Annotated in this window: 13 protein-coding genes; 4 read left to right on the top strand and 9 right to left on the bottom strand. The window is 64.7% G+C overall.

Translation table 11 applies throughout. From position 1 onward, the window contains the following. Together AC1Q7Q_RS36615 and AC1Q7Q_RS36610 are read right to left on the bottom strand one after the other, a co-directional pair. A partial coding sequence (locus tag AC1Q7Q_RS36615) for an acyl-CoA dehydrogenase family protein (RefSeq protein ID WP_492387278.1) occupies positions 1 to 137 on the bottom strand: 137 nt, incomplete at its 3' end. Between the two features lie 77 nt (positions 138 to 214). Next, complete coding sequence (locus AC1Q7Q_RS36610; protein ID WP_492375667.1) at positions 215 to 1,936, bottom strand: AMP-binding protein; 1,722 nt, start codon at positions 1,934 to 1,936, stop codon at positions 215 to 217. 313 nt (positions 1,937 to 2,249) lie between these two features. Here AC1Q7Q_RS36610 and AC1Q7Q_RS36605 point away from each other — a divergent pair, with 313 nt between their 5' ends. The 3 genes from AC1Q7Q_RS36605 to AC1Q7Q_RS36595 all read left to right on the top strand — a co-directional run bounded on the left by AC1Q7Q_RS36605 (position 2,250) and on the right by AC1Q7Q_RS36595 (position 4,074). After that, positions 2,250 to 2,951 carry a TetR/AcrR family transcriptional regulator gene (locus AC1Q7Q_RS36605; protein ID WP_492375668.1) on the top strand — a complete coding sequence of 234 codons (702 nt, stop codon included), beginning with the start codon at positions 2,250 to 2,252 and terminating at the stop codon, positions 2,949 to 2,951. 162 nt (positions 2,952 to 3,113) lie between these two features. Further along, positions 3,114 to 3,377 (top strand): hypothetical protein, encoded by a 264-nt coding sequence (locus tag AC1Q7Q_RS36600; RefSeq protein ID WP_492375669.1) that lies wholly within the window; start codon positions 3,114 to 3,116, stop codon positions 3,375 to 3,377. Between the two features lie 175 nt (positions 3,378 to 3,552). After that, a complete protein-coding gene (locus tag AC1Q7Q_RS36595) occupies positions 3,553 to 4,074 on the top strand; it encodes a hypothetical protein (protein ID WP_492375670.1) in 522 nt (173 codons plus the stop codon). A gap of 133 nt (positions 4,075 to 4,207) precedes the next feature. Here the strand turns inward: AC1Q7Q_RS36595 and AC1Q7Q_RS36590 are convergent, their stop codons facing one another. The 6 genes from AC1Q7Q_RS36590 to AC1Q7Q_RS36565 all read right to left on the bottom strand — a co-directional run bounded on the left by AC1Q7Q_RS36590 (position 4,208) and on the right by AC1Q7Q_RS36565 (position 10,178). Beyond that, positions 4,208 to 5,260, bottom strand: coding sequence for a phytoene/squalene synthase family protein (locus tag AC1Q7Q_RS36590; protein WP_492375692.1), 1,053 nt, complete (start codon positions 5,258 to 5,260; stop codon positions 4,208 to 4,210). 198 nt (positions 5,261 to 5,458) lie between these two features. Further along, the gene (locus AC1Q7Q_RS36585; protein ID WP_492375671.1) at positions 5,459 to 7,228 is read right to left on the bottom strand and encodes a serine hydrolase; all 1,770 of its coding nucleotides are present in this window, start codon (positions 7,226 to 7,228) and stop codon (positions 5,459 to 5,461) included. Positions 7,229 to 7,362: 134 nt separating this feature from the next. Then, a complete protein-coding gene (locus tag AC1Q7Q_RS36580) occupies positions 7,363 to 8,727 on the bottom strand; it encodes a TAXI family TRAP transporter solute-binding subunit (RefSeq protein WP_492375672.1) in 1,365 nt (454 codons plus the stop codon). Positions 8,728 to 8,810: 83 nt separating this feature from the next. Further along, positions 8,811 to 9,062 carry a hypothetical protein gene (locus AC1Q7Q_RS36575; protein WP_492375673.1) on the bottom strand — a complete coding sequence of 84 codons (252 nt, stop codon included), beginning with the start codon at positions 9,060 to 9,062 and terminating at the stop codon, positions 8,811 to 8,813. A 62-nt stretch (positions 9,063 to 9,124) separates the two neighbouring features. Beyond that, positions 9,125 to 9,643 (bottom strand): hypothetical protein, encoded by a 519-nt coding sequence (locus AC1Q7Q_RS36570; RefSeq protein ID WP_492375674.1) that lies wholly within the window; start codon positions 9,641 to 9,643, stop codon positions 9,125 to 9,127. A gap of 259 nt (positions 9,644 to 9,902) precedes the next feature. After that, a complete protein-coding gene (locus AC1Q7Q_RS36565; RefSeq protein WP_253931532.1) occupies positions 9,903 to 10,178 on the bottom strand; it encodes a hypothetical protein in 276 nt (91 codons plus the stop codon). A gap of 333 nt (positions 10,179 to 10,511) precedes the next feature. On the opposite strand from AC1Q7Q_RS36565, the gene AC1Q7Q_RS36560 reads away from it, so the two are divergent. Beyond that, positions 10,512 to 11,231, top strand: coding sequence for a Crp/Fnr family transcriptional regulator (locus tag AC1Q7Q_RS36560; RefSeq protein WP_416052156.1), 720 nt, complete (start codon positions 10,512 to 10,514; stop codon positions 11,229 to 11,231). Positions 11,232 to 11,238: 7 nt separating this feature from the next. Here the strand turns inward: AC1Q7Q_RS36560 and AC1Q7Q_RS36555 are convergent, their stop codons facing one another. After that, on the bottom strand, positions 11,239 to 12,126 hold the full coding sequence (locus AC1Q7Q_RS36555) for an NAD(P)-dependent oxidoreductase (protein WP_492375675.1): 888 nt from the start codon (positions 12,124 to 12,126) through the stop codon (positions 11,239 to 11,241). Positions 12,127 to 12,303: the final 177 nt, after the last annotated feature.

Genomic DNA, 12,303 nt, shown 5'->3' with positions numbered 1-12,303 from the left:
TCCATCGGGAACTGGTCGGTACGGTCGATCTCGGCCGCGCGCGGCGCCAGTTCGGCCTGCGCCCAGTTGCGCACGGTTTCGCGCAACATGTCGATATCTTCGCCAAGGTGGAAATTGAGGCCGGGGAGTTCGTTCATGGTTGAGTGCTCGTTATCTAGTGGAATACGGCCGCGGCAGACGGCGGCCCGATGTCAGATGGGATTCGGTTGGGTCGTCACGTGGTCTTGTCGCCAAGCCCGAGCTCCAGCGTCATGCGCTCGCGCATCACGAACTTCTGCACCTTGCCGGTAATGGTCATGGGCATTTCGTCGACAAAGCGGATGTAGCGCGGAATCTTGTAGTGCGCGATCTGGTCGCGGCAGAAGGCACGGATATCGTCCTCGGTGGCCGTATCGCCCGGCTTGAGCACGATCCACGCGCAGACTTCCTCGCCGTACTTGGGGTCGGGCACGCCAAACACCTGCACTGCCTGCACCTTCGGGTGGCGGAACAGGAATTCCTCGATTTCGCGGGGGTAGACGTTCTCGCCGCCGCGGATCAGCATGTCCTTCACGCGGCCAACGATGTTGCAGTAACCCTCGGCGTCGATGGTGGCGAGGTCGCCCGTGTGCATCCAGCCATCGCGGATCGCTTCGCGGGTGCGAGGCTCGTCGTCCCAATAGCCTTGCATCACCGAGTAGCCGCGCGTGCACAGCTCGCCCTTTTCGCCAACGGGCACGATCTCGCCGGTGCCGTCCACCAGCTTGACCTCAAGATGCGGCTGGATCAGCCCCACGGTGGTCACGCGCTTGTCGAGCGGATCGGTGGTGGAACTCTGGAAGGAAACCGGGCTGGTCTCGGTCATGCCATAGGCGATCGTCACTTCCGCCATGTGCATCTGCGAGATCACGCGTTTCATCGTCTCGATGGGGCAGGGCGAACCCGCCATGATCCCGGTGCGCAGCGTGGAGAAGTCGTACTTGGCAAAATCCGGATGATCCAGCTGGGCGATAAACATGGTCGGCACGCCGTGCAAGGCCGTGCAGCGCTCCTCGCTGACCGCCGCCATGGTTGCCGCCGGCTCGAACGCCTCGCCGGGGAACACCATGCAGGCGCCGGTGGATACGCAGGCCAGCACGGCCAGCACCATGCCGAAGCAGTGATAGAACGGCACCGGGATGCACAGCTTGTCCTGCTCGGAGAAGCGCATCGCCATGGCGATGAAGCGCGCGTTATTGACGATGTTCCGGTGCGTCAGCGTGGCGCCCTTGGGCGCACCGGTGGTGCCGCTGGTGAACTGGATATTGATTGGGTCGTAGCGGTCCAGCTGAGCGGAAATCGCGTCCAGCTCCCCGGTCAGGGCATGCGTGCCATGCGCGAGCAGCGCGTCGTAGTTCAGCATGCCCGGCGTGCGCTCGCCGCCCATGCGGATCACCCAGCGCAGCGCGGGAAGGCGCGCTGCCTGCAGCGCGCCCGGCTCGCAGCTTTGCAACTCCGGCGCCAGCGTCTGCAGCATTTCCAGGTAGCGCGACGTCTTGAACGACTCCGCCGCCACGATCGCCTTGCAGCCCACCTTGTTCAGCGCATATTCCAGCTCCGCCAGGCGGTAAGCCGGATTGATGTTCACCAGCACCAGCCCAAGGCGTGCGGTGGCGAACTGCGTCACCAGCCACTCCACCCGGTTCGGCGACCAGATGCCGATGCGGTCCCCGCGCTCCAGGCCCAGCAGGCGCAAGCCCCCGGCCATGGCGTCCACCACCTGTGCAAATTCCCGCCAGCTCCAGCGGATGCCCTGCTCGCGAAACACCACCGCCTCGCGATCCGGGAAACGCGCTACGGTTTCGGCTAGCAGCGCCGGCACCGTCAGCTCGGACAAGGGAATGTCGGTACTGCCCCTGACGTGGGAGAGCCCGCCAATGGGCAAGATCGTTGGGCTAGCCGCACCCTGCATCGTCATAACTCGTCTCCAAAGCGCTGTCGCAATATTGTCCGTATCCCGGTTTCTTGAGGGTTATTCAACTTTGTTGAGTGTGGCTCAAGTCGGGGAGTGCGCATATATTCTGGCCCTTGTCCCGTCCTATGTAGCATCGGGGCAGTGGCGTTGACTGGAAAAGTACACGCAGACCCGAAAAATTGCAACCATGAGTTGAGTAAAGATCAATTACAATCCCGTGACGGGGGCGAGTTGCGCCCCAAGGCGTGCCCGGGCATCTGTTTTATGTTGCGCCGCACTATAATCGCCGGCTTCCGGCAAGCGAGGTAACACGTCGATGGACGACATCATGGTGCGGCGCCGCGTCCCCGCGAGCGCCAAGGCGGAGCAACGCATCCGCGACATCCTGCGCGTGGCCCGCGAAGTCTTTGCCGAGATGGGCTACGAGCGCACCACCACCACCGAGATCGCCCAGCGCCTGGGCATCTCCGAAGCCACGGTGTTCACCTATTTCCACGGCAAGCGCGAGCTTTGCGTGCGGGTGATCGAGGACTGGTACGACGAGATCATCGCTGCGGTGGAAGAAGGCATGCCGCGCGGCCAGAGCACCAAGGCGCAGCTCGAGTTCTTCGTGCGCACGCATCTTCGGCTGTTCCTGATCCAGGGCACCGGGCTATGCGCGCTAGTGCTCTCCGAAGGCCGCGCCAGGGGGCCGGGGCTGGGCGAGGTGTTCGTGCCGCTGCAACGGCGCTACACCGCGCCGCTGATGGATATGCTGGCGCGCGCGCGGGAGAGTGGGGAGATCCGGGCCGACCTGCCGTTGAGCTTGCTGCGCTCGGCGATCTTCGGGCCGATGGAGCACATTCTCTGGGACGCAATCGCCAGGCAGCGGCCGGTGGATATCGAGCGGACCGCCAAGGATATCGTGGCGCTGCTCTGGCCAGCACTACTGCCGCCGGACTTGGAGGTGGCGGCGCTGCGGGAGTTTTATGGGGATGTGGGGGCGGCGTTGCGGCGAGTGGACGGGCGCGCGGAATAGGGCGCGCGAAGTGGGGAACGCGAAGTAGAGCGCTCCGGTAATAGTTCGGGCAGCGCCAACCCCGGTGTGTGGCACAGCCCAACAGCGCTAGCGGCGCGGCTTCCTTCCGAAGCACAATCGGGCGCTTTTCCGCCGTGCTGGCACGGGCATGGGAAATGCGTAATGGTGGACAACGGGTGCATCAGCGCCGCCTTTGCGACTGGCTCCCCGGTTTTCCCCATGCGTCGGCTCATCGTGTCGGCGTCCGCTGCTTCTCTGAGGGAAGGGTTTGCCATGCAAAAGCTGTCCATTCTGGCAATTTGCCTGCTTGTTCTCCTGGCCTGCATGACCGCGTTCATCTGCCTGTCCGGTTCATTCACGCTGCGCGACACCGAGTACGGGAGCGGCACGGCGGCGTTCTGCTATATCGAGGGGTACGTTTGTTGAGGCCAACTTTGCCACTGTCCCACTGTCGGCCGGGTTAGTGGAAACCAGTGGAATAATCCCGCTGCCCGAAGCGTTTACCGTAAGGGCCGGGTGCGCGGCGTGCGCGCACGCTTGCACTATGCTGGAAGGGTTCCTGGCCCGAGAACACCACCCGCGCCAACGATGGAGAATGGTCATGCAATATCGCTTCGCCAGATGGATGGGGGCTACCGCCGCTGCGCTCGCGCTGTGTGCCTGCGCGTTCCTGCAGCCGGTCGAGACCGCGCAAAAAATGATCGGTGGCCCGGAGAGCGCCGTGCGCGACACCTTCGGCAAGCCCACGGAGACCTACCAGCTCGCCGGCGGCACCAGCCGCTGGATCTACTCGAAGCAGCCGCTCGGGTTCGAAGTCTACGCGGCGGATTTCGACGCCAGCGGAAACCTCACCAGTTTCCGCCAGATGCTGACCGAGAAGGAGATCTATGAGGCGCGCCCGGGTACCTGGACCAAGCAGGACGTGGCCCAACGCTTCGGCCTGCCGCGCGAGCCGGTCCAGTACTACCCGCTGATGAAGCGTGAGGCATGGTCGTACCGGCTCTACATCGGCGCTTACCAGCCGGCCCACTTCAGCGCTTACTTTGACGATCGCGGGGTGCTGGACCGCACCATGATCATTGTCGATCCGCTTGGGGGCGACGACCACTCCAGCAGCAAGTGATTGCGGCCTTAAAAAACGCTGTGCGGTGCGTGGCTCAGGCGCGAGTCGCGTCCATGGCCCGTCGCGCGGTGGGGGCAAAGGCGCGCAATGGCCTAGGGGTTCGCCCCGCAGATGCGGAAGGCTTCCTTCGCCATTAACGTTCCAGCCGCGCCTCGATCCCTCCAATCAACCGCTCAACCCAGATCCGCAGCAAGCCATTGGACGGTGCCATCAACGCCGAATATCCCACAATCCGATACACCTCGCTCCGCCGTATCTTGGGCACCTTCGCCGGATCCAGCCAATCGTCATTGCTTGCAAGCAGCAGCAGCGTCTCCAGCCCGATAAGCACTGGCCACAAACACGCCAGGCGCAATCGAACAGAGAACGCAGGAATGGCAAACGTGTAATCCACCGCCTCACGGAAATGACCCAGCGTCGTGCGGATCAGCGCGAGCAGAAGTGGTTTCGCACGCGCCGAATTGCCTGGCAACAGCAAATCTTGCGGCGTCAGTCCATACTGGTCCAGCATCGCCCCCGGCAGGTAGCAACGCCCGATTCGCAGGTCCTTGGCGCAGTCCCGCAGCACATTGGTCATCTGAAGCGCCTTGCCAAAGCGCACGCCTCGCAGCAGCATCGCCTCGGATTCTCCCTTGAGCGTCCCGGGCATATGGGCGTAGGTCATCTTGGTCCAGAATTCCCCCACGCATCCCGCGACCAGGTAGGTGTACCGGTCCAGCTCTTCCCATTCGCGCAGCACGCCGATCTGCCCGGACCTTTCGTCGGGGAAGGTCCGCAGATCAAACTCCATGCCGGAAGCCAGGGTCGACACGATCTCGCGAACCGCCGTCCGATCGGCCGCGCTCAGCTGGGACAGCGCCGTCAGCGCCGGGCCGAGCGATTCGAGCAGAACCTTCTCGTCCGATAGCGCTTGTTGCCCGGCGACCTCTGCCGCCAGCCGCCGCATGAGCGTGCCATCGTCCGTGGCGCCGTTGACCTGATCACGCAGCGACAGCAGCAGTTCCAGCCGTTGCTGCGGAGGAATCAGCGAGGTGTCCGCGATGGTGTCGGCGGCGCGCGCCAGCAGATAAGCCAGGCCGATCGGATCGCGCATCCCTGCAGGCAGCACCCGCAGGGTGAGATAGAAAGAGCGTGAAACGCCTTTGAGCAGCGGGCCAAGAAGGAAGGCCCGGGTAGGGTTAGGCATGGATGGGGTCGGGTCGTGATGGACAAGTCGGCGCTGCCGGATTGTATCCTCATCCGGCACCATGATCGCCTGCCCGGGCGCTGCCTTGCGAGACTGAACCAACCAGCGCTGGCCGAGGCGCTTGCAAAGACCATGACAAGCTGGTTGGGCAGCAGAGGCCGCAACGCAAGTGATGGCCGCCATGCAGCCGTGCCAGCCTCAAGGCACCCGGCGCAGCCGAATCGCGCCATTCTCATACAGGACGACGCCTGCGACGCGCCCGGTCGCATCGCGCTCGAACTGGAGCTGGCTGCTGCCGTTTTCGTAGGCGAACCGATCCGGCTTGTCGGCGACGGGGAACACAGGGCGGCGAAACCAGTTTCCGGCGCGCACGCCAAGTTGCCCGTTCTCCGCGCGAACATCAAGGTCCAGATCTGTGCGAATGATGCGGCGGGCGCGGTAGCGGCCGGCGTAGTCCAGTTGCCTGTCGAGCGGCACGACGGCAACCGGCGGCGCGGCTTCCTTCGTGCGTAGCCCCGCAAAGCCGCTAAAGCCGCCAAAGCCGCCATCACCCAGGTAGTAGTCGACCCGAACGATCTCGCCGGCCTCGCGCCTGAACACGTACCGCGTGCCGGCATCGGCGTCGACAAAGGTGTCTGGCCCGCCGGGCGAGAGCGCGCGAAACCCTGTGCCCGTCGAGCGGCGATAGAGCTTGCCATCCTGCGGCACGAAGGTGAAGCGGGTGTCCTTGTCTGCCTGGTAGTTGCCGCCATATTCGGCCAAATCCGCAGCTGCCGGAGCCATTTGGGTAGCCGGGGCGATCGGGTAGCGGCTAGCCGCAATGCCTGTCAGAACCTTAACCGGGTTGGCGTGCGAGTTACTGGCCAGTATCGCCGCAGCTTCCTGGGTATCCGGCGCAAACGCCAGCAGTGTCCGGTAGCCCGCGGTAAGCCCGTCGTGGTGATACGTTCGATGCCCGGCCGGCCCGCGGATCAGGATGGCGTAGCCGATCTCTTCTCCACGGAAGTGGCCCAGGGGGGTGAGCGCCCGTTCTGCCGCCGGGCCAAGCGGGCCGGCCCGGCCAGCCATGAGGGCGCGCGCCAGCAGGAGCAGGTCGGGGGCCGTCGAGCGCAGTGCGCCGGCGCCTGACAGCGCCTCGAAATCCCATGGTGCCTGGAACGCCTCGTGCTGATATCCGGTGGCCAGGCGGCTGGCCTGCCGGCCGAGGTATTGCATCGTGTCGCGCATGCCCAGCGGCCCGGTGATGTTCTCGCGCACCAGCACATCCCATGGCTTTGCGTAGCGGTCGGAGAGCAGTTGGCCGAGGAGGCCCATGCCCAGGTTGCTGTACGCCGCGCCGCAGGGTGGCGCATGTTCCAGCGTCATGCCGGAAAGACCGGCGTAGATTTTCCAGCGGTCGTGCCGGGAGAAGGGATTTGGTGTGCCGTAGCCGGGAAAGTCCTGTGGCTCGCGGGGCAGGCAGGCGCTGTGCGTCACCAACTGGCGCAGGGTGATGGCGGCGGTTTCGGGCTTCAAGGTGGCCTTTGCCTCGAGCAGCTTGCCTAGCGTGTCGTCCAGCGACAGCTCGCCGCGCTCCACGGCCTGCGCGAGCAGCAAGCCGGTGAATACCTTGCTGATGGAGCCGATCTCGAAGAACGGCTGCGCGTCCGCGCTGCCGCCCTCCACAACCTCGCCGACGCTACCCACTGGATTGCGTTGCAGCGCGAAGCGGCCTTGCTGGTTCCGCCAGATGCCCACGGCCACGGTGCCGGGTTCATCGTCGAGCACGGCCTTGGCGATTTCGGCGGGAGGCGATGCGAAGGTGAGGGGCGCGGCGGCAGCGGGCGGGAGATAAGAAACGCCGGCTAGCGCCGCGCAGGCAGCGCAGGCAGTGGATAGGGCATTGCGCCATGCCGCAAGGAAAGCTGTCGCATGTCGCGCCGCCAACGCGGTAGCCAGTTCACCGAACCGCTTTGTCTTTCCCGCCATGAGAATCCTTGAATGGTCTCAGGCGTCGATTCTATTTCGTTTTCTGCGCTTCGGTGTCGTGGTTTGGTGTGGTAGAGCGCCCAGATCGCACTATGGCAACCACGGTGTCGATGCGGAGGATGTCTTGCGCCAGCTTAGAGCGCGCCCGTCAGCCTGCGCCGCACAAAGACGATATGCTCGCGCAGCACATAGAACTGGTCGGCATAGGCAAGCGGCATCTTCATCTTGTTGACCGCGTCTTCGATGTGGTCGAGGCGCTGGGCCAGGGCGGCTTTTTCTTCCTCGGAGGGGTTCACCAGTGCCACGCGCTCGATGTCGATCAGGGTGCCGTACCAGCGATAGATACGGGACTTGACCCGCCACCTGTAGAGCGAAGGCACCAGCCGGAAGGCCGGAATCAGGATCACGATCACCGGCACGAGCACCAGTGCACGGGAGAGCAGGCTCGCCAGCCAGAAGGGCAGGTGGCGGTACAGGAAGCCCTTGCCCGACGCGTAATAGCGTGTGGCGTCGTCGCTCAGCGGGAACTCATGCGCGGTGGCCGAGGGAAACTGCCCGGCGCTTTGCAGCAGGCCGGCCTTGCCGTGGACCTCGCGCGCGGCCTCGATCAGCAGGTCGGACAGCGCGGGATGCAGCGAATCGCGCGCCACCAGTTCCACCGTCGGGCCGATCAGGCGGATGGGATGCGCCGGGAGATTCTTGCCCAGGTCGAATACGCCGGCGGGCAACACCAGCTCCTGCAGATAGAGAAAGCGCCGCGTATAAGCATTGGCCTGCGCGAAATCCAGCAGGCGGATGCCCGGCATGCGAAACAGCTTGCGCATGATCGGGCCAGTGGCGGAATCGCCGGTCAGCATGGCCACGTCGATCTTGCCGTCGACCAGCGCCTGGGCGGCGTCGTCGCCATCGAACGCGATGAGCTCGGCACTGCCGCCCGGCTCGATACCGTTCGCCTTGAGCAGCGTCAGCGCCAGCGCGCGGGCACCGCTGCCTTCGCGTCCGATGGCGATGCGCGACTTGTGGAAGTCGGACAATTTGTGCTGCTCCTTGCCGCGGTACAGCACCGTGATGGGCGCGTAGAACACGCTGCCCAGCGAGACCAGCCCTTCGGTATCCACATCGCTGGAGACACCGCCCTGCACCAGCGCCAGGTCAACGTCCTGCTTGCGATCGGCCAGCCTCTGCACGTTCTGGCGGGAGCCTTCGGAGGCCAGCACATTTAACGTGATGCCATTGCGTGCGAGGACCCTTGCGTACTTCTCGGCGGCGTTGTAGAAGGAACTGCCCTTGGGGCCCGCGCTGATGGAGATGGTGCTCGGCGGCGCCGGCTGCACCAGCCATACTGCGAGCCAGATGGCTGCCAGGGCAAGGGCCAGCACGGGGCCGAAGGATACGGCCAGGTCGCGCCAGGAAATGGCGACAAAGCGGGCGCGCAGGCGGTGGATATCAGGGAGCGCGTTGGCGGTAGTGGGCTTGTCTGGTGCGGGGTCCGGCGGCATCGGCGCGATTGGGGGAGGCTAGAGCCGTTGGATGATAGCACCCGCGCTGTGCCGCATTTTTGCGCGCGTGCTATCCGGCAACGTCATTGCGTCCAGCCGCCTCTTGGCGAATAGTCGCGCTCCCGGTTGTCGCCGTTGCGCTCCGTGCCGTACGGCTGTCCGCGATCGCCGGAGCGATGATCGTTGTTCCACTCATTGCCTGGATGGCCGTCATGCCGGTCCGCACCGCGATAGCCGCCATCGCCACCGGTGCGGCCTTCGCCGCCGGGTACCCACAAGCACCCCGTTTGGGTGAGCGCGAGCGCAGCAGCGCAAATAATAAGACGAGTTCGCATGACATGCTCCTATCGATACCACGCCGCAGGCGTGATGCGCTGCAGCGGTCATCCGCAATGCGTCACGCCCACCGGAAACCTGGCATGACGTCACTGTGCTCCTCGACGCTCACGCCGCCCAGCGCATTGATCATGCGTTTGACGGAATCCTTCGCGTCCCCGGCGCAGCTCGCGACCAGCAGCATTTCGCCTTGCGCGAGCTGCGCGCGTTCCCGGGCAACCTTGCCGCGCAGGATGCGCGCGCCAAGCTGGCCCGCGAGCCAGGCGCCGCACAAGCCGCCGAGCGCCCCGCTCGCCACGCAGGCCAGGATGCTGGCAAAGGTGCCGGCCGAGGTGCCAAGATGCAGCGTCGCGGCAATGGCCAATATGGCGCCGGCCACAGTGCCCGCTATCGCCCATTCCTGGCGATACGTTGTTTGCTTGGACGCGGCTCGGGGCAACCCTTCCAAGGGCTGGTCGTCGCGCTGGATGAACCAGGGCCCGCCGATATGGACAGGGGCAACAGGTAACGCCTGCAACGACGATTGCATGCTTCTCGCGGCGGCGATGCCGCTAAGCCGGAAATAAAGGACGCTGCGCATGATGTCACCTCGAGATCCATCGCATCGCGCTCGCTACATGGCGAAGGCCCGCAATGCGGCGCCGCGACAGGCTGAGACTGACATGGATCGGCTGCGAAGTCGGTACGATGGCGGACACGGAATCCGATGCGGCGCGCCATGCAAAAAAAAAGCCCTCGGCCCGAAGGCCAAGGGCATGAAAGGAATAGCGTTCAGCGTTGGCTTGCGTTTGCCGCCATCGCCGGTCGGCTGCACGACCCCTGCCCGGTTGCAGCCGCGTCTACTGCCTGGCAGTTCCCTGCTCTTCTGTGACTTGTGATACCCGTTCCCCATTGCCCAGGATCATCAGGGCGCTGTCATCCATTTCTGGCGACGGTTCTACCAACTCAAGCACTGGAATCTCCGGGAACAACACCACGACCAGCTCCCTGACGAGCTTGTGCGACTCGAATGGCCCGAAGCGGTAGACAGCTTTCCTGTCGATTTCCGCGAAGTACCATCCACCGACCATGTCGGGATAGACGATCACACTGTGACCATTAGCTTGGGCTTGCATGCGCCCTCCAAAACGTTTCCCCTGCCAAGTGGGTCGAGCGCCACTAGTTACCGTATGCCCCAAGGGGAGGGAGAGGCATGCCTTGGCTGTGATGCGGCCTGCAGCCCTATGGCATCTGGCCGATCGACATCTGGGGCATCTTAGGCGGGGGCCTATGGCAAGTCGGTACGCTAGCGTGCAAGTCGGGTTCTCTTTTTATGGCGCCAGTGTCTGGCGGCTTCGGCAAGCGCGCCATGCGGCTGGTTTACACTGGGGCTCAGATGGCGGTCCTGACCCCGATTTGCCATGGCAGATGCCGGCAAGAGGCAGGTCCTGAACCTACGGGGCATACCCATGCAGACACAGGAATACGCCAGAGCCAATCATCTGTTGGCGGTGTTGCCGGAAGAAGAATGGGCGCGCCTGGCGCCGCAGCTGGTGCTGGTGGATTTGCCGCTGGGGCAGGTGATCTATGAGTCTGGGGACCGGCTCAATCATGTGTATTTTCCAACCACGTCGATCATATCTTTGCTCTACGTGATGGAAAACGGCGCATCGGCGGAGATCGCCATCGTTGGCAACGAGGGCATGGTCGGGATTGCGCTGTTCATGGGGGGCGAGACCACGCCAAGCCGTGCCATCGTCCAGAGCGCCGGCACGGCCTATCGGCTTGACAGCGCCACGGTGAAGGCGGAATTCAATCGCGCCGGCCCCATGCAGCGGCTGCTGCTGCGCTATACGCAAGCGCTGATCACGCAAATGGCGCAGACGGCCGTGTGCAACCGGCATCACTCCATCGAACAGCAGCTGTGCCGCTGGCTGCTGCTCAGCATGGACCGCTTGCCAACCAACAAATTGAAGATGACGCAGGAGCTGATCGCCAACATGCTTGGCGTGCGGCGTTCCGGCGTGACGGAGGCAGCGCTGAAACTGCAGAATGCCGGCCTGATTCGCTATCACCACGGGCATATCGAAGTGCTCGATCGGCCAGGGCTGGAGCAGCGCGTGTGCGAGTGCTATGCCGTGGTCAAGCGCGAGTGCGATCGCCTGCTGCCCGACCTGCGGGCGATCTGAGCGAGGATCAGGCCGCCTTGCCTGCCTCGTCCGCCAGGATCGAAATCAGCTCCGGCACCGTCGGCTGCGGCCGGGCGGTGTGGCTGGCGCGCTCGTAGGTATCCCGCACCGCCTCCGCCGTGGCACGCGCGGCGCCAAGCTCCTGCGCCATCGTGGTGTAGTAGCCCATGTCCTTGAGCGCGTTGGCAATCGAGAAGCGGAAGCCGGACTTGTCCTGCGACTCGATGTAGGGGCGCATGCGGTTGAGGATCACGCCGTCTGCGCCGCCCTTGGCCAGCACTTCCACCAGCACGCCCGGGTCTACGTCTGAGCGCTCAGCGCAGGCAGCGGCCTCGGCCAGCACGGCGGAGAAGCCCAGCGAGACAAAGTTGTGCAGCAGCTTGAGCCGGTGGCCCGAGCCGGCGGGCCCGGCGTGCACGATGTTCTCCGCGAAGCACGACAGCAGTGGCCGGCATTGCTCGAACAAGGCGCGGTCGCCGCCGACGATCAGGTTGAGGCGGCCTTCCTCGGCTTCCTTGGGCGTGCGCGTCATGGGCGCGTCAAGAAAGCGTGCGCCGGCCTTGGCCACCGCTGCGGCAATGCGCTCCGTGGACGAGGGAATGGCGGTGGAGCAGTCGATCACCACGGCGCCCTGGCGCAGGCCGGCAAGCACACCGTCCGGGCGGAACAGCACGTCCTCCACCTCCGGGGTGCCCGTGACGCACAGGATCACGATATCGACCGCGCGCGCTAGCTCGGCCGGGGTGGCGGCCGTGGTGGCGCCGGCCGCCAGCAGGTCGTCCACCGGCTGGTTGCCGGGATGGTCGAGCAGCACCAGCGGGTGGCCGTGCCTGGCGATGTTGGTGGCGATGCCATGGCCCATCATGCCGATGCCGATCATGCCGATTGTTTTCATGTTGTCTCCGATCTTGTGTTTTCTGCCAGGTGCGAATATCCGAGTCCGGCAGCGCCCGGCCGCGCTTGCCGCCAGGCGCTGCCGGCTCCGATTTAATTGATTCCAGGTCATCCTCGATCCCGTATTTTGGGCTCTCGGAGCCAACGCCGGGCGTCTTCTCGCGGCGCAAACGGCGCA

It is taken from the genome of Cupriavidus sp. GW823-FHT07A04, from assembly GCF_058794615.1.
This window is presented reverse-complemented; position numbering and strand designations above follow the sequence as displayed.

Coding starts and splice junctions, on each gene's coding strand:
- AC1Q7Q_RS36610 (WP_492375667.1), bottom strand. CDS start 1,936: ATGACGATGCAGGGTGCGGCTAGCCCAACGATCTTGCCCATTGGCGGG.
- AC1Q7Q_RS36605 (WP_492375668.1), top strand. CDS start 2,250: ATGGACGACATCATGGTGCGGCGCCGCGTCCCCGCGAGCGCCAAGGCG.
- AC1Q7Q_RS36600 (WP_492375669.1), top strand. CDS start 3,114: ATGGTGGACAACGGGTGCATCAGCGCCGCCTTTGCGACTGGCTCCCCG.
- AC1Q7Q_RS36595 (WP_492375670.1), top strand. CDS start 3,553: ATGCAATATCGCTTCGCCAGATGGATGGGGGCTACCGCCGCTGCGCTC.
- AC1Q7Q_RS36590 (WP_492375692.1), bottom strand. CDS start 5,260: ATGCCTAACCCTACCCGGGCCTTCCTTCTTGGCCCGCTGCTCAAAGGC.
- AC1Q7Q_RS36585 (WP_492375671.1), bottom strand. CDS start 7,228: ATGGCGGGAAAGACAAAGCGGTTCGGTGAACTGGCTACCGCGTTGGCG.
- AC1Q7Q_RS36580 (WP_492375672.1), bottom strand. CDS start 8,727: ATGCCGCCGGACCCCGCACCAGACAAGCCCACTACCGCCAACGCGCTC.
- AC1Q7Q_RS36575 (WP_492375673.1), bottom strand. CDS start 9,062: ATGCGAACTCGTCTTATTATTTGCGCTGCTGCGCTCGCGCTCACCCAA.
- AC1Q7Q_RS36570 (WP_492375674.1), bottom strand. CDS start 9,643: ATGCGCAGCGTCCTTTATTTCCGGCTTAGCGGCATCGCCGCCGCGAGA.
- AC1Q7Q_RS36565 (WP_253931532.1), bottom strand. CDS start 10,178: ATGCAAGCCCAAGCTAATGGTCACAGTGTGATCGTCTATCCCGACATG.
- AC1Q7Q_RS36560 (WP_416052156.1), top strand. CDS start 10,512: ATGCAGACACAGGAATACGCCAGAGCCAATCATCTGTTGGCGGTGTTG.
- AC1Q7Q_RS36555 (WP_492375675.1), bottom strand. CDS start 12,126: ATGAAAACAATCGGCATGATCGGCATCGGCATGATGGGCCATGGCATC.